Source organism: Kaistia defluvii, assembly GCF_040548815.1.
In the GTDB taxonomy this organism is placed as follows: domain Bacteria; phylum Pseudomonadota; class Alphaproteobacteria; order Rhizobiales; family Kaistiaceae; genus Kaistia; species Kaistia defluvii_A.
The window spans coordinates 2,312,670-2,328,963 of the sequence record NZ_JBEPSM010000001.1; the positions used below are offsets into that span (position 1 = coordinate 2,312,670).

The 16,294-nt window shown below is 66.5% G+C and carries 16 protein-coding genes; 12 read left to right on the forward strand and 4 right to left on the reverse strand.

What is annotated here, in order from left to right; translation table 11 throughout:
- The 5 genes from ABIE08_RS10865 (at position 1) to ABIE08_RS10885 (ending at position 5,658) form a co-directional block, all read left to right on the forward strand.
- Positions 1–978: an ABC transporter permease gene (locus tag ABIE08_RS10865; RefSeq protein WP_354550911.1), complete on the forward strand. Its 978-nt coding sequence runs from the start codon at positions 1–3 to the stop codon at positions 976–978.
- On the forward strand, positions 975–2,912 hold the full coding sequence (locus ABIE08_RS10870; protein WP_354550912.1) for a hypothetical protein: 1,938 nt from the start codon (positions 975–977) through the stop codon (positions 2,910–2,912). Before ABIE08_RS10865 ends, ABIE08_RS10870 begins: the two co-directional genes overlap by 4 nt.
- 27 nt (positions 2,913–2,939) lie before the next feature.
- Positions 2,940–3,929 carry a D-erythronate dehydrogenase gene (gene denD, locus ABIE08_RS10875; RefSeq protein ID WP_354550914.1) on the forward strand — a complete coding sequence of 330 codons (990 nt, stop codon included), beginning with the start codon at positions 2,940–2,942 and terminating at the stop codon, positions 3,927–3,929.
- 186 nt (positions 3,930–4,115) lie between these two features.
- Positions 4,116–4,883: an SDR family NAD(P)-dependent oxidoreductase gene (locus tag ABIE08_RS10880; protein WP_354550915.1), complete on the forward strand. Its 768-nt coding sequence runs from the start codon at positions 4,116–4,118 to the stop codon at positions 4,881–4,883.
- 25 nt (positions 4,884–4,908) lie between these two features.
- Complete coding sequence (locus ABIE08_RS10885) at positions 4,909–5,658, forward strand: SDR family oxidoreductase (RefSeq protein ID WP_354550916.1); 750 nt, start codon at positions 4,909–4,911, stop codon at positions 5,656–5,658.
- A gap of 211 nt (positions 5,659–5,869) precedes the next feature.
- Here the strand turns inward: ABIE08_RS10885 and ABIE08_RS10890 are convergent, their stop codons facing one another.
- From ABIE08_RS10890 to ABIE08_RS10900, 3 genes are all read right to left on the reverse strand, one after another.
- A complete protein-coding gene (locus tag ABIE08_RS10890) occupies positions 5,870–6,970 on the reverse strand; it encodes an NAD(P)/FAD-dependent oxidoreductase (protein ID WP_354550918.1) in 1,101 nt (366 codons plus the stop codon).
- Between the two features lie 384 nt (positions 6,971–7,354).
- Positions 7,355–7,990 (reverse strand): urease accessory protein UreG, encoded by a 636-nt coding sequence (gene ureG / locus ABIE08_RS10895; RefSeq protein WP_354550919.1) that lies wholly within the window; start codon positions 7,988–7,990, stop codon positions 7,355–7,357.
- A gap of 51 nt (positions 7,991–8,041) precedes the next feature.
- Complete coding sequence (locus ABIE08_RS10900) at positions 8,042–8,575, reverse strand: urease accessory protein UreE (protein WP_354550920.1); 534 nt, start codon at positions 8,573–8,575, stop codon at positions 8,042–8,044.
- A 383-nt stretch (positions 8,576–8,958) separates the two neighbouring features.
- On the opposite strand from ABIE08_RS10900, the gene ABIE08_RS10905 reads away from it, so the two are divergent.
- From ABIE08_RS10905 to ABIE08_RS10935, 7 genes are all read left to right on the forward strand, one after another.
- A complete protein-coding gene (locus ABIE08_RS10905) occupies positions 8,959–9,807 on the forward strand; it encodes an urease accessory protein UreD (protein WP_354551662.1) in 849 nt (282 codons plus the stop codon).
- Positions 9,808–9,832: 25 nt separating this feature from the next.
- A complete protein-coding gene (gene ureA / locus ABIE08_RS10910; RefSeq protein WP_266329972.1) occupies positions 9,833–10,135 on the forward strand; it encodes an urease subunit gamma in 303 nt (100 codons plus the stop codon).
- A 9-nt stretch (positions 10,136–10,144) separates the two neighbouring features.
- A complete protein-coding gene (locus ABIE08_RS10915; protein ID WP_354550922.1) occupies positions 10,145–10,456 on the forward strand; it encodes an urease subunit beta in 312 nt (103 codons plus the stop codon).
- A gap of 1 nt (position 10,457) precedes the next feature.
- Positions 10,458–12,161: an urease subunit alpha gene (gene ureC, locus ABIE08_RS10920; RefSeq protein WP_354550923.1), complete on the forward strand. Its 1,704-nt coding sequence runs from the start codon at positions 10,458–10,460 to the stop codon at positions 12,159–12,161.
- Between the two features lie 405 nt (positions 12,162–12,566).
- On the forward strand, positions 12,567–13,622 hold the full coding sequence (locus tag ABIE08_RS10925) for an urea transporter (RefSeq protein WP_354550924.1): 1,056 nt from the start codon (positions 12,567–12,569) through the stop codon (positions 13,620–13,622).
- Between the two features lie 90 nt (positions 13,623–13,712).
- The gene (locus ABIE08_RS10930; RefSeq protein WP_354550926.1) at positions 13,713–14,021 is read left to right on the forward strand and encodes a hypothetical protein; all 309 of its coding nucleotides are present in this window, start codon (positions 13,713–13,715) and stop codon (positions 14,019–14,021) included.
- A 120-nt stretch (positions 14,022–14,141) separates the two neighbouring features.
- Positions 14,142–15,155 carry a L,D-transpeptidase gene (locus ABIE08_RS10935; RefSeq protein WP_354550927.1) on the forward strand — a complete coding sequence of 338 codons (1,014 nt, stop codon included), beginning with the start codon at positions 14,142–14,144 and terminating at the stop codon, positions 15,153–15,155.
- A 452-nt stretch (positions 15,156–15,607) separates the two neighbouring features.
- On the opposite strand, the gene ABIE08_RS10940 is transcribed toward ABIE08_RS10935, so the two are convergent.
- On the reverse strand, positions 15,608–16,288 hold the full coding sequence (locus ABIE08_RS10940) for an urease accessory protein UreF (protein WP_354550928.1): 681 nt from the start codon (positions 16,286–16,288) through the stop codon (positions 15,608–15,610).
- Positions 16,289–16,294: the final 6 nt, after the last annotated feature.

A 16,294-nucleotide genomic window follows, 5' to 3' on the forward strand; every position in this document is an offset into this window, starting at 1 on the left:
ATGGTCCAAGAGACCCTTTCCCGTCAGGCCCCGGCCTCGCCCATCAAGAAGATCGCGCAGCGGCTCGAAGTCCGCATGCTGCTGCTGGCGCTGCTGATCGCGGTCTGCCTCTCCTTGCTGTCGCCCTACTTCCTGACCAAGTCCAACATCTTCAACCTGCTCGACCAGTCCGTGGTAATCGGCATCGTCGCCGTCGGCATGACCTTCGTCATCCTGACCGGCGGCATCGACCTCTCGGTCGGCTCGGTGGCGGGCCTGACCGGCATCATCCTCGGCCTGTCGCTGCAGCATGTGCCGATCGTGCCGGCCATTGGCATCGCGGTCGTCGCCGGCGGCTTCATCGGCCTGATCTCGGGCACTTTGATCACCGTGTTCGGGCTGGCGCCCTTCGTGGTGACGCTGGGCGTCATGGCCATCGGCCGCAGCCTCGCCTACATCTTCTCCGGCCAGACGGCGATCTCGAACATCCCCGAGGGCATGCAGAGCATCGTCTACACCGACGTGCTGGGCATCCCGTCCAACGTGCTGTTCCTGATCGTGCTCTACGTCGTGGCCTGGGCCTACCTGACCTACACCAAGGGCGGCCGCACCATCTACGCCGTCGGCTCCAACAAGGAAGCGGCCCGCGCCGCCGGCCTCAACACCACCTTCTATTCGATCCTGCCCTATGTGCTCTCCGGCGCCTTCGCGGCGGTGGCCATCACCTTCTCGATCAGCCAGCTGCTCTCCGCCGATCCGCTGATGGGCAACTCGATGGAGCTGGACGCGATCGCGGCCGTGGTCATCGGCGGCGCCAGCCTGTTCGGCGGCCGCGGCTCGATGTTCGGCACGCTGATCGGAGTCTTCATCATGGTGATGATCCGCAACGGCCTGAACCTGATGGGCGTCTCGCCCTTCTGGCAGGGCACCGCGATCGGCACCATCATCATCCTCGCCCTTCTGGTCGAGCGCCTGGTTTCCTCGAGGATCAGCCGATGAACAACGCCCCCTCCCTCGCTATCCGGCTCTTTGGCACCGACGAACCCGTCACGCCGCTCCGCATCCTGAGGGCGGGGGCGCTCACCGCCGAGCTCGACACCGGCAATCTGCGCCATATCCGCTTTGGCGGCGTCGAGATCATCCGCGCGATTTCCTTCATCGTGCGCGACAAGAACTGGGGCACCTACAACCCGGTGATCTCGGACCTCGTCGTCGACGAGCGTGCCGACGGCTTCACCGTCACCTACAAGGCGCTGGCGCTCGACGACAACCAGGCCTTCCGCTATTCGGCCCGCATCGAGGGCTCGGCCGAAGGCCGCCTCGACTTCTCGGCCGAGGGCAGCGCCGAAACGCCCTTCCTGACCAACCGCACCGGCTTCGTCGTGCTGCATCCGATCGCCGGTGTCTCCGGCCATCCGGTGACGATCGAGCATGTCGACGGCTCCATCGTGGAAAGCCGCTTCCCCGACATCATCGACCCCGTCCAGCCGATGATGGATCTGCGCGCCCTCACCCATGAGGCGGCGCCGGGGCTGAAGGTCACCTGCCGGATGGAAGGCGACACCTATGAGATGGAGGACCAGCGCAACTGGACCGACGCCTCGTACAAAACCTATGTCCGGCCGCTCGCCTTGCCCTGGCCCTACACGCTGCCCAAGGATGAGCGGATCGAACAGGCGGTTCGCCTGACGGTCACCGGCGCGCTGCCGGCGGCGCAGGCCGGTTCGGTCGCCGGCCAGGTGACACTCGGCAGCGTCATCGGCACGGTGCCGGCGCTCGGTCTCGGCCTCGACCCTTCCGAGATCACCGACACGATCGCCCGGCGCGACCGGCTGCATCTCGTCGGCGCCAAGGTGCTGGTCGGCTATTACGACCCATCGCTCGGGCATGATTTCACGACGCTGGGCGGCATCCTCGCCACGGCGCGGTCGCTCGAGGCCGAGCCCTGGCTCGAGGCGGTCGTCCAGTCGGTCGAGGGCTTCGAGGCCGAGATCGCGGCGCTCGGCCGCGACGTCGCCGACATGGGCTCGCCCTTCAAGACCGTGCTGCTGTCGCCGCTGCCGGATCTGAAATGCACCCTGCCGGGCAGCGTCTGGCCGCCCGCGCCGCCGCCGCGCGCCTTCTTCGAGGCCGCTCGCAAGGCCTTCCCGAAGGCCCGCATCGGCGGCGGCATGTTCAGCCTGTTCACCGAGATGAACCGCAAGCGGCCGCCGGTCGACCTCATCGATCTCGTCTCGTTCACGACGACGGCCATGCTGCATGCCGGCGACGACACCTCGATCACCGAGGGTCTGGAAACGCTGCCCGCAATCGCGCTCAGCGCCCGCGCCATCGCCGACGGCAAGCCCTATGCGGTCGGCCCGAGCGCCATCGGCATGCGGATGAATCCCTATGGCGAGGCGCCGCTGAAGAACCCGGGCAACATCCGCCAGGCGATGAACTTCAACGATCCCCGCCATCGCGGCCTGCTCGGCGCCGCCTGGGCGCTGGGCTTCTTCGCTCGCTTCGCCGAAGGCGGCGCCACGACGATCACGCTCGGCGGCACGACCGGGGCGTTCGGGCTGGTGCATGCCCGCCATGCCTGGCCGCAGCCCTATTTCGACGAGGTCGGCGGCGTGTTCCCGATGTTCCACGTCCTGCGCGGCATGGCGCGCCTGGCCGGCAAGCCGCTGCGCAAGGTGACGACGCCGGACACGATCGAGGCGATCGCCGCCGAGACCGGGGATGGTATCGAACTGTGGCTTGCCAATCGCACAGGCTCCGAACAGTCTGTCGCCCTGCCCGGCGCGCCGCGCGACCGGTTCTTGCTCGATGCCGACAGCTTTGTGGTTGCGACGCAGGACGGAAATGCGCTGGATACGCTGGCCAAACCTTTTGACGACCGCATGCTTACACTGGCACCCTACGCGGTAGCGAGAATCCGACTGTCCTGATTTCGTTTCATTATTCGAGGTTGTACTATGCATATCCTTATCATCGGCGCGGCTGGCATGGTCGGCCGCAAGCTGACGGACAAGCTTGTCGCGGACGGTCATCTGGGCGGCAAGGAGATCAGCCGTTATACGCTCGCCGACGTCGTCGCCCCCGAGGCGCCCAAGGGCTTTGACGGCCCGGTCGAGACGCTCACCATCGACCTGTCGGCGCCGGAAGCCTCGCAGACGCTGATCGCCAACCGTCCGGACGTGATCTTCCATCTGGCGGCCATCGTCTCCGGCGAGGCCGAGGCGGATTTCGACAAGGGCTACCGCATCAATTTCGACGGCACGCGCTACCTGTTCGACGCCATCCGGCTCGAGAACGCCAAGTCCGGCTACAAGCCCCGCGTGGTGTTCACCTCGTCGATCGCCGTGTTCGGCGCGCCGTTCCCCGACAAGATCGGCGACGAGTTCTTCGAGACGCCGCTGACCAGCTACGGCACCCAGAAGGCGATCGGCGAACTGCTGCTGGCCGATTATTCGCGCCGCGGCTTCTTCGACGGCATCGGCATCCGCCTGCCGACGATCTGCATTCGCCCCGGCAAGCCGAACAAGGCCGCCTCGGGCTTCTTCTCCAACATCCTGCGCGAGCCGCTGGTCGGCCTGGAAGCCGTGCTGCCGGTGTCGCCCGACGTGCGCCACTGGTTCGCGAGCCCCCGCTCGGCCGTCGGCTTCCTGGTCCATGCCGGCACGATCGACCTCGATAAGGTCGGCCCGCGCCGCACGCTCAACATGCCGGGCCTCTCGGCCACGGTCGGTGAAGAAATCGAGGCGCTGCGCCAGGTTGCCGGCGACAAGGCCGTCAAGCTGATCCGCCACGAGAAGGACGAGACCATCGACCGGATCGTCGCCGGCTGGGCCCGCGATTTCGACACCACCCGCGCCCTGTCGCTCGGCTTCAAGGCCGAGACCTCGTTCGACCAGATCATCCGCGCCCATGTCGAGGACGAACTCGGCGGCAAGATCGGCGGCTGATCGTAGGACAAGCGCAGCTCTTCACCTCTCCCTGAGGGAGAGGTCGACGACCGAAGGTCGGCGGGTGAGGGTTTACGGCCCCACCGGATGGTTTCCTAAACCCTCACCCGGAGCTGCGCTCCGACCTCTCCCTCAGGGAGAGGTGAAAGCCAGCTTCCAACCGACACGAAACCGGAAACAGCACCAATGGCGAGCGATCCCTTCTCCTTGACCGGCCGCGTCGCCGCGGTGACCGGCGGCGGGTCCGGCATTGGCCTTGCCAGCGCGCAGGCGCTGGCGAGGGCCGGCGCCCGCGTCGCCATCCTCGACCGCAATCCCGTCTCGGACGAAGTCCTGGCGACGCTGGGGGACGAGGCCGACCACTTCGCGGTGGTCGCCGACGTCGCCGACGAGGCAAGCCTGGAGGCAGCCTTTGAGGCCGTCACCGAGCGGGCGAAGGCGCTCGACATCCTGGTCAACAGCGCGGGCACGGCGATCCGACGCCCGGCGGTCGAACTGACCGTCGCCGACTGGGACACGGTGGTGAACATCAACATGACGGGCACCTTCCTCGCCTCGCGCATCGCGGCGCGCCACATGATCGCCGCCGGCACGAAGGGCTCGATCGTCAACGTCTCGTCGATCATGGGCTTTTCCGGCGGCGGGCTCTACCCGAACATCTCCTACCAGACCACCAAGGGCGCGATCGTCAACATGACCCGCGCGCTGGCCGTCGAATGGGCGCCGAACGGCATCCGCGTCAACGCCGTGGCGCCGACCTATGTCCGCACGCCCTTCATCGCCGGCCTGGTTGCCGATCCGAAGCTGGTCGCCCGGATCGAGGCGATGACGCCGCTCCGCCGCCTGGCCGATCCGGAAGAGGTCGCGAGCGCGATCCTGTTCCTGGCCGGCCCTGGCGCCTCCATGGTCACAGGTCACACGCTGCCGGTCGACGGCGGCTTCCTCGCCCAATAACAAACAAATCCTGGAAGGAACGCTTATGTCCAACACTGGCAAGATCGCGCTCGTCACCGGCGCCGGCACCGGCATCGGCAAGGCCGTCGCCCTGGCGCTGGCCGCCGCCGGCTACACGCTGGTCGTCACAGGCCGCCGCGCCGAGCCGCTCGAGGAAGTCGTGAAGGAGGCCGGCGGCGACGCTGTCGCGATCCCGTCCGACATCACCGACGAGGCCTCGGTCGCCGCTTTGTTCGGCGAGATCAAGAACCGCTTCGTCCGTCTCGACGTGCTGTTCAACAATGCCGGCGTCAACGCCCCGCCGGTCAACATCGAGGACCTCGACGTCGCAAGCTGGAAGGCCGTGATCGACACCAACGTCACCGGCGTCTTCCTCTGCACCCAGGCCGCCTTCCGTATCATGAAGGACCAGAAGCCGATGGGCGGCCGCATCATCAACAACGGCTCGATCTCGGCCGTGATGCCGCGCCCCAACTCGGCGCCCTACACGGCCTCCAAGCACGCCGTGCTCGGCCTGACCCGTTCGACCGCGCTCGACGGTCGCAAATATGACATCGCCTGCGGCCAGATCGACATCGGCAACACCGAGACGCCGATGGCGAGCCAGATGAAGAAGGGCGTGCTGCAGCCGGACCTGTCGATCAAGGTCGAGCCGACCTTCGACGTCAGCCACGTCGCCAACGCCGTCGTCCACATGGCGGGCCTGCCGCTCGACGCCAACATCCTGCAGATGACGATCATGGCCACCAAGATGCCGCTCGTCGGCCGGGGCTGATCGGGCACCCGTCCAATACTCGCCGTCATCCCGGGCGAGCGCAGCGAGACCCGGGATCCATTCAGCCGCCGTCGGAAGGCGGCTGAATGGATCCTCGCTTACGCGAGGATGACGCCGGAGGATGGGATGCCGCCGAGGACAAGGCCGCGCTCTCTTGCCCTCTCCCTCAGGGAGAGGTGAAGCGAGCAGCCCGTCTGACGGACGAAGCCGCCTATCCCGCCAGCGCCGCGACATGCTCCGCCAGCGCCAGCGAGGCGGTGAGGCCGGGGGATTCGATGCCGAACAGGTTGATCAGGCCGGCGACGCCATGCGCGGACGCGTCCTGGACGACAAAATCCTGGCCCGGCGCGCCCTTCGGCACGATCTTCGGGCGGATGCCGGAATAGCCCGGCTGCAGCCGGTCGGCGCTGACATCCGGCCAGTAGCGCTTCACCGCCTCGACGAAGAGCGGGATGCGCGAGGCGTCGACGTCGTAGTTGATCGCGTCGATCCATTCGACATCCGGGCCGAAGCGCGCCTGGCCGCCCATGTCGATGGTCAGGTGCGTGCCGAGGCCGCCCGGCACGGGGACCGGATAGATCAGCCGCGAGAAGGGCGAGCGGCCCGACAGGGTGAAGTAGCTGCCCTTGGCATAATATTCGGTCGGGATGGCAGCGGGATTCAGCCCCTCGATCGTGCGGGCGACAGCGGGCGCGAACAGGCCCGCGGAGTTGATCAGCAGCCTGGTGCGAAGCTGCATCGGCTCGGTGCCGCCGATCGACAGCACGATGCCGTCGCCATCCGGCTTGGCGGCGAGAAGCGGGCTTGAGAACACCACCATGCCGCCGGCGCTTTCGACATCGCCGTGCAGCGCCAGCATGAAGGCGTGGCTGTCGATGATGCCGGTCGAGGGCGACAGCAACGCGCCGGCGCAGGCAAGGTTCGGCTCAAGCGCGATCGCCTCGGCAGCGCTGAGTTCGCGCATGTCGTGCACGCCATTGGCGGCGGCGCGGGCGGCGATCGCGCCGAGCCGGCCGCGTTCGGCCTCGTCGGCGGCGACGATCAGCTTGCCGCATCGGGCATGTGGCACGCCGCGCTCGGCGCAATAATCATAGAGCGCCTGCTTGCCAGCGACGCAGAACTTCGCCATCCGGCTGCCCGGGGCGTAGTAGATGCCGGCATGGATGACTTCGCTGTTGCGCGACGAGGTCTGGGTGCCGATGGCGTCCTCGGCCTCGATCAGCAGGACCTCGCGGCCGGCGAGCGCCAGCGCCCGCGCCACCGCCAGCCCGACCACACCGGCGCCGACGACGACGCAATCGACTTCATCCATGAGCGCACTCGAATCCAGGACCGCACGGCAGGCGCGCCGACGGAATCAGCGCGCCCTGCGGTCTATAGAGCAAGATTTTGCGAGGTGGAACGAGCTGATGGTGTCTGGCCGAGGCGCGCCTTTTCGCACCGTAGCGAGAGCCGGGCGGACCGGGGTGGGAACAGCCCGTCGCCCCGGCGAAGGCCGGGGCTCCTGAACACCGTTCACGAAGATCCTGGCTGAGCCCGTCCGTCCAGGCGGTGGGTCTGGATCCCGGCCTCCGCCGGGATGACGGCAGAGGGAGCCGGGCTCGCGTTTGAAACCCGACCCAACGGCTCTGGCCATCCTCCTTCGAGGCCCGGCTTCGCCGGGCACCTCAGGATGATGGATGAGCCAGGTTTCGCCTCAGGCGCTCTTGCGCGCGTCCATCCGGAGGCCGCCATGCTCGACGATGTAATCGACCACCCGGTCGAGGCCCTTGCCGCGCGTCAGGTCGGTGAAGCCGAAGGGGCGCGTGCCGCGCATCCGCTTGGCGTCGACCTCCATCACGTCGAGATCGACATTCACGTAAGGCGCGAGATCGCTCTTGTTGATGACGAGGAAGTCGGAGCGGGTGATGCCCGGGCCACCCTTGCGGGGGATTTCCTCGCCCTGGCAGACGGAGATGACATAGAGCGTCAGGTCGGCGAGGTCCGGCGAGAAGGTCGCGGCCAGATTGTCGCCGCCGGATTCGATGAAGACGATATCGAGATCGGGGATCTTGCGGTTGAGCTCCGCGATCGCCTGCAGGTTGATCGAGGCGTCCTCGCGGATCGCCGTATGCGGGCAGCCGCCAGTCTCGACGCCCATGATGCGGTCCTCGGACAGCGCCTGCCGGCGCGCCAGCATCATGGCGTCTTCCTTGGTGTAGATGTCGTTGGTGATGACGCCGATGGAGAATTCGTCGCGCATCGCCTTGCAGAGCTTCTCGGTCAGCATCGTCTTGCCGGAGCCGACGGGGCCGCCGATACCGACGCGAAGGGGGCCGTTTTTCGATGTCATCAGAGCTCGCCTCGTGTTGCTGGAGCGCGCGGCGAAGCCGCGACGCAAAACTCAATCGTGCGAATGGCCGTGGGCATGATCATGGCCGTGATCGCCATGCCCGGCGTGATCGTGGCTCGCGTGCCCATGGCTGTGCTCGCCATGGCCGGAATAGGCGCCGCGCACCGGATTGAACTGCGCGACAATCTCCTTCACCCGCGCGCCGAGCCCTTCGAGCATCGCCTGGATGACGTGATCGCGCAGGATCAAGATGCGGGTCGGCTCGATCGCGGCGGCGAGATGGCGGTTGCCGATATGCCAGGCGAGTTCGAGCAGGTGCACGGGATCCCGGGCGAAGACCTCGTAGAGCGGCTCATAGGCGGCGGCGATGGCGATCGTGCTGCCGTCCTGGAGAACCAGGCTGTCGCCGGCGTCAAGCACCACCGTTTCGGGCAGGTCGACCATCACCTTGCGGCCATCGACCAGTTCGATCAGGCGGCGGCGCAGATGGCGCTCGTCATGCTGCAGCACCGCGCGACCGGCCGGCGGCTCCTGACCTTCCACGGCGGCGTCCGACGCACGCCGGACAGCGACTGCCCTCAGCATTCCCATTCCCCAGTTCAACAGATCCGCCCGGCAATGCCGCACCGACATGGCCGGAGCGCCGCTTGGCTGCCCCCTTATACCAGTGATAGATGTCGCGTCTTGGGGGCGAATGCGATGGCCGGCAGTTTGCCTCTTTTTCCGCGCCGATGGAAAGCTCGGCCGCGATTTTCGGGACAGGGCGCATAGCCCCGGGATCGGGCGCACAACTGCCAAGTCTTTGAGCACGCAAATGAATATTTGTGGTTGCCGGAGGGGCAACTCCGTGTGATAGCCTTCGGCGACTATCGTCGCTGTGCCCATCCAAAGGGCCGGCCGGATCGGGACCAGGGACCAAAGTGAGACCGCTTTTGCTCGCCGAGGGAGCTTCGCCGGACGCCGTTCCGATGGCGCGCGCGCACTATGCGGCGCAGCCGAGCCGCTGGCTCGCCGAACTCGAACTGTGGTTCGCGGTCAATGCCGGCAAGACCCGGCTGATGCGCCGCCGCCATCTCGGCCCGCTCGTCGTCCAGAAGCCGTTCCATCCGGAAAAGGACGGCACCTGCCACGTCTACCTGCTGCATCCGCCAGGCGGCGTCGCCGGCGGCGACCAGCTCGACCTGCGCTTTCATCTGGCGGCTGATGCCCGCGCCGTGCTGACCACGCCCGGCGCCACCAAGTTCTATCGCAGCGAACATGGCCGCAGCACCCAGGCGACGATGATCGACGTCGGCGCCCATGCCATCTGCGAATACCTTCCGCAGGAGACCATCGTCTTCGATGGCGCCGATGCTTCGATCGACACGCGCGTGACGCTGGAAGCTGGCGCCACCTATGTCGGCTGGGATTTCATCTGCCTCGGGCGACCGGCGGCGGGCGAGCGCTTCGAGACCGGCACGCTGCGCCAGCGCATCGAGATCGTGCGCGATGGCAGGCCGATCTGGTTCGAGCGGGTGCGGCTGCCGGGCGGCTCGGCCCTGCAGGGCGCGCCCTATGCGCTGGCCGATCAGCCGACCTGGGGCACGATGATCTATGCCGGCCCCATGGCCGAGGACGCGGCCGAGCGGGTGCGCGAAGCCGTCGGCGGCCAGGCGGACGGCGTGTTCGCCGTCAGCCAGCTCGAGCACGCGGTCGTCTGCCGCTATCTCGGGCCGCGGGTTTCGGAAGGCAAGGCACTTTTCGTCCGGGCATGGGATGCGCTCAGGACATCATGCCAGGGCAAGGCCGCCAACGCGCCGCGCATCTGGGCCACGTAAACACGGATACGATTGGGGACCGCCGATGGAACTTCTACCACGCGAGAAAGACAAGCTTCTGCTGTTCACCGCGGCCCTGGTGGCGGAACGCCGCCTGGCCCGCGGCGTCAAGCTGAACTACCCGGAAGTCATCGCCTACGTTTCCGCGGCGATCCTAGAAGGCGCGCGCGACGGCCGCACGGTCGCTGAGCTGATGTCCTATGGCGCGACGCTGCTGACGCGCGATCAGGTCATGGAGGGCGTGCCCGAGATGATCCACGACATCCAGGTCGAAGCCACCTTCCCCGATGGGACCAAGCTGGTCACCGTCCACAATCCCATACCGTAGGGGCGCGTCATGATCCCAGGCGAATACATCCTCGAGGACGGCGACATCGAATATAATGTCGGCCGCACCGTTATCTCCGTCGACGTCGCGAATTCGGGCGACCGGCCGATCCAGATTGGCTCGCACTATCATTTCTACGAGACCAATACCGCGCTCCATTTCGACCGCGACAAGACCCGGGGCTTCCGCCTCAACATCCCGGCCGGCACCGCCGTCCGTTTCGAGCCCGGACAGGAGCGCACCGTCGAACTGGTAGCGCTCGACGGCGACCGCGCCGTCTTCGGCTTCAATGCCAAGGTCATGGGAAAGCTGGAGGTCTGAGATGGCGAAGATCACGCGCGAGAATTACGCCTCGCTCTATGGCCCCACCAAGGGCGACCGGGTTCGCCTGGCCGATACCGACCTGATCATCGAGATCGAGGAAGACCGCACCGTCTATGGTGATGAAGTCACCTTCGGCGGCGGCAAGGTCATCCGCGACGGCATGGGCCAGAGCCAGCGCAACGCAGCCGACGTCGCCGACCTGGTGATCACCAATGTGATCATCCTCGATCACTGGGGCATCATCAAAGCCGATGTCGGCATCAAGGATGGCCGCATCCAGGCGATCGGCAAGTCGGGCAATCCCGACATCCAGCCGGGCGTCGACATCATTATCGGCCCGGGCACCGACGTCATCGCCGGCGAAGGCAAGATTTTGACCGCTGGCGGCATCGACACCCACATCCACTTCATCGCGCCGCAGCAGGCCGAGGAAGCACTGACGAGCGGCACGACGACGCTGGTCGGCGGCGGAACCGGGCCCTCGGTCGGCACGCTCGCCACCACAGTCACGCCCGGCCCCTGGTACATCCACCGCATGCTGGAAGCGATCGAGGAACTGCCGATCAATGTCGGTCTCCTCGGCAAGGGCAACGCCTCGCTGCCGGAGCCCTTGCGCGAACAGATCCGCGCCGGCGTCATCGGGTTGAAGCTGCATGAGGACTGGGGCACCACGCCGGCCGCGATCGACAACTGCCTGACGGTTGCCGACGAGATGGACGTGCAGGTCGCGCTCCACTCCGACACGCTGAACGAGAGCGGCTTCGTCGCCGACACCTTCGCGGCAATGAAGGGCCGCGCTATCCACTCCTTCCACACGGAAGGCGCCGGTGGCGGCCACGCACCCGACATCATCACGGCGGCGGGCCAGGAAAACATCCTGCCCTCCTCCACCAACCCGACGCGGCCCTATACGATCAACACGATCGACGAGCATCTCGACATGCTCATGGTCTGCCACCATCTGAGCCCGCAGATCCCCGAAGACGTCGCCTTCGCCGAATCCCGCATCCGCAAGGAGACGATCGCGGCCGAGGACATCCTGCACGATCTCGGCGCATTCTCGATGATGTCGTCGGACTCGCAGGCTATGGGCCGCATCGGCGAAACCACGCTTCGCTGCTGGCAGACCGCGCACAAGATGAAGGTGCAGCGCGGGCCCCTGCCGGAAGATAGCGAGCGCAACGACAATTTCCGCTGCAAGCGCTACGTCGCCAAATACACGATCAACCCGGCCATTACCCATGGCTTCGCGCATGAGATCGGCTCGATCGAAGTCGGCAAGCGTGCGGATCTCGTGCTGTGGAAGTCCGCCTTCTTCGGCGTCAAGCCGTCGCTGGTCATCATGGGCGGCATGATCGCCACCGCGCCGATGGGCGACCCGAATGCCTCGATCTCGACGCCGCAGCCGGTGCATTACCGGCCGATGTACGGCGTGCTCGGCCGCGCGCGCGGCAAGACCGGCGTCACCTTCGTGTCGCAGGCGGCCCTCGACGACAAGATCGGCGAGACGCTGCAGCTGCAGAAGCAGCTCGTGGCGGTCAAGGGCACGCGCGGCGTGCGCAAGAAGGACATGATCCACAATTCGCTGACGCCGAAGATCGAGGTCGATCCGCAGAACTACCAGGTGCGCATCGACGGCGAGCTGATCACCTGCGAACCGGCGGAAACCCTGCCGATGGCGCAGCGCTACTTCCTGTTCTGACAGAACGGCAAGCGACGGACACAAGCCCCATCGGACCGGATACGTCCGGTGGGGTTTTCTTTTTCGGGAGGCCGTATCCGACTTGTCGGAAATTGCCCCTTCGCCTCTCTTGGGAGACGTTGGCGGAACGTGATTTTCCGTCACGCCGCTGCAAGCTCCGCCATCATCCTGAGGTGCTTCGCGTCAGCGAAGCCTCGAAGGACGATCCAGCGAGACGCTGCCATTCGCAGCCAAACGCGGGCGGTGCGCTCTGGACCCTCCTTCGAGGCCCGGCTTTGCCGGGCACCTCCAGGATGATGGCCGGAGATCGGGAAGAACATGGCGCAAGGATCTCCCTCCGGGAGAGGTGAAGAACGGCCTAGGCGTTTCAAGACAGAACCATTCGGCTCCAGGGGGAGAAAGCTCGTGACCCAGACACAGACAGAATTTCCGTTCCAGGACCGGTTTCGCGACCATGCCACCCTCGGCTTCGTCGACTGGAGCCTGCGCGGCATCGGCCAGGTGGTGTTCCAGAACAACCCGCTGACGGGGCTGATCATCCTTCTGGCGCTGTTCTTCAATTCGGCCGTCTATGGCGCGATCTGCATTCTCGGCGTCGTCGTGGCGACCGCCACCGCCATCCTGCTCAAAGCCGACAGGGGCCTCATCCGCGACGGGCTGTTCGGCTTCAATGGCGCACTGGTCGGGCTGGCGCTGGTCGCCTTTACCAGCGCCGATTTCCGCAGCGGCGCCGTGCCGTCCTTCCATATGACGATCTACATCGTCTTCGCGGCCGCGATGACCACCATCGCCTTCTCGACCATCGCGACGCTGCTCGGGCCGCACAAGGTGGCGGCGCTGACCTCGCCCTTCGTGCTGGTCGGCTGGCTGTTCCTGTTCGCGGTGCTGAAATTCGCGGCGATCGAGGCCGGACCGCTGGCCAAGCCCGTCTCCCCCGACCAGTATGACGCGGCGATCGCCTATGCCCTGCCCACCTGGTACATGGGCATCGGCAACGCCATCGGGCAGATCTTCTTCCAGGACAACTGGATCGCCGGCTACCTGATCGTCATCGGAATCGCCGTCAATTCGCGCATCTCGGCCGGCATGGCGCTGATCGGCGCGGCCGGCGCGGCACTCGTCGCCGGCGTTTTCGGCGGGCCCGAAGGCGCGATCCGCGACGGCCTGTTCGGCTACAACGCGGCGCTGACCGCGATCGCGCTGGGCGGCTTCTTCCTGGTGCTGACCTGGCGCAGCTTCGCCTACACCCTATTCGGCATCGTCGTGACCACCTGGCTCTGGGCGTCGATCGCGATCTTCCTGAAGCCGATCGGCATGCCGGTGCTGACCTCGACCTTCGTGCTCGTCACCTGGCTGATGCTGATCGGCCAATATGGCTTCAAGGCGCTGGTGCCGGTGCCGCCGGCCGAGGCGACGAACCCCGAGGACAACCGCGCGCGCTATCTCAGGGGCCCGCGCTAACGGCGCGGCCTTGCCTTCGGCGGTTGCCGATCTAGCTTGCAGGGAGACGTCGCCAATTGGCGGCGCCGTCTTGTTTGCGCGAGGCCCGTCATGAAAAGGACGCTTGTCTGGCTGGGTGGCATGGCCACCGTCACCGCCCTTCTCGTCGCGTCCACCGGCGCGGCAAACGCCATCAGCCGAGGCAACATGCCGGCCTATTGCCGGGGCGAGGTTTCGGCCATGTACGCCACCAAGCCGATGTATGTGAAGACTGGCAAGATCGTCAAAGCGCGGGATGGCAGCCTGTCGATCCAGGGCACGGTCGACAAGGGCAGCGAGGGCATCAAGGCCTTCGCCTGCCGCTTCGACAAGAAAGGCAATTTCATCGACGTCATGGCCATGACCAGCGACGGCGAATAGTCCGAGCCGGCGCCCCGCCAAAACGATTGTACCCCGCTCGCCTCTGTCGGTAGAGTTGCCGAAACTGATTTGCGGCGGCTCGAACCGAGCTTCCGCCCGGCACGCGGAGCGCGAAAATCCATGACGACCTGGCGGCATCCTTCCCGACGCACCCTGCTACTGGGCTCCGGCGCGCTCCTTGCCGCCGCGTCGCTGGAACAGGCCGTCGCCGCCATCGTCGAGACGGTCGACGCGCTGAAGCCGGGCGAATTCACCTGGCACCCCGAGCGCTCGCCTTACGGGCCGGTGGCGATTGTCGTCTCGCTGCCCGACCAGCGCGTCTATGTCTATCGCAACGGCATTCGCATCGGCGTTTCGACCTGCTCCACCGGCAAGCCCGGCCACGACACGCCGACGGGCGTGTTCACCATCCTGCAGAAGGACAAGGACCACCACTCCTCGACCTATAACGAGGCGCCGATGCCGAACATGAACCGGCTGACCTGGTCGGGCATCGCGCTGCATGCCGGGCAGTTGCCGGGCTATCCGGCCTCGCATGGCTGCGTGCGATTGCCGATGGCGTTCTCGTCCAAGCTGTTCACCGTCACCCATGTCGGCACGCCGGTGATCATCGCCGACAGCGCCGCCTTCCCCGAGACGGTGATCCATCCCGGCATGGTGCTCTCGGCCGAGGCGGAGAAGGATTTCGACCACACGGTCTCGACTCTGAAGCAAAAGCAGATCCCGGCCTCGCCGCAGGCGCCCTACAGCCCGCCGGCGACCTCGATCATGATCTCCAGCGCCGACAGCCGGGTGATCGTGCTCGACGATGGCGAGATCGTCGCCGATGGCGGCGCCACGATCCTGCAGCCGTCACGGCCGCTCGGCAACCACGTCTTCGTGCTGTCGCATCTCGACGCCGACGACAAGGAACTGCACTGGAAGCCGATCGGCTACAGCACCGACCCGAAGGTGGCGGCGCGGAGCGCTGACCAGAGCACGCTCACCCGCATCCGCGCCGACCGCAGCATCAACGACGCCATCCGCCAGCGGATGAAGCCGGGCGTGGTGCTGGTGACGGTCGACCTGCCGCTCAGTGCCGACAGCCGCTCGGGCAAGGATTTCGTTATCCTGAACGACCAGCACACGGTGTGAGGGGAAGGTGTGGGCACGGCGTCGGGCGTCCCCTCGCCTCTCCCCCGATGTGCCGAGGAAGAATTAAGTACCGATCCTACTCCACCCTCGTCGTCATCCCGGACGGCGCGAAGCGGCGATCCGGGATCCATCCAGCCGGGATTTCGGGCGGCTCGCACGCGTTCGGCTTCAGCGGCATGGATCCGGGTCGAGCCCGGATGACGCCGGAAGGTGGTGGTTTGCGTGCTCCAACCCTCGACCATCATCCTGAGGTGCCCGGCGAAGCCGGGCCTCGAAGGAGGGTCCAGTGAACATTCCTCATCTGGATCCGGGCGGAGTTCCCCTCGTCTGCGAACCGGAGTGGCTCGCTGGATCCTCCTTCGAGGCTTCGCTCCTGCGAAGCACCTCAGGGTGATGGCGGGGCCAATCGATCGGACCGGAAGGTTTAACGATCTGGGCAACCAGCCCCAGTTCTAAGACCTAAACAGCCGCGAATACTGCGTTTCGTGCCAGGCGCTGGCCATGGCCATCGCGACCGAGACGTTGCCGATCTCGTCGTCTTCGAGGCTGCGGGCCGTCGCCACGGCCCGCTCGATCACCGGCACCGCGTCGATGAGAATACGCTGGCCGGCGGTGTGGCCGAGCTTGACCAGGCGCAAGAGCGCCGCGACCTGGCCCTCGGCGATCGTCCACATCAGCCCCTTCAGCGCCGCCGCCGGCGAGACGTTCCAGTGATGCGCGGCGATGGCGAAGGCGGCCGGATAGGTCAAGGGCCGGCCGAGATAGAGCTGCGCCTGCGGCACCTCGAGATCGGCGAGCAGGCGAAGCAGCGCCTCGCCCATTCGGCGGTCCTCGAGCTGCAATTCGCGGCTCTCGCGCCCGGCGGAAAGCCAGGCATCCGCATGGAGGAAGGCCTCCGCGTCGTCGCGCGCCAGCGCCTCGCTCATCCGCCAGAACAGCGCGCCGTCGAGCACGGCGAAGGAATTTTCCAATGTGCCGTGGATCCAGATCCTCGCGGAAGGCTCGTCATGCACCCAGCCGGCCTCGGCGGCATATTCGAGGCCGCGCGAATAGGAGAAGGCGCCAACCGGCAGGCTGGGGCTGACCAGCCGCAGCAGGTGCAGCGGGATCGTCTCGTCGAGGGGCGTGGTCATGCTCAT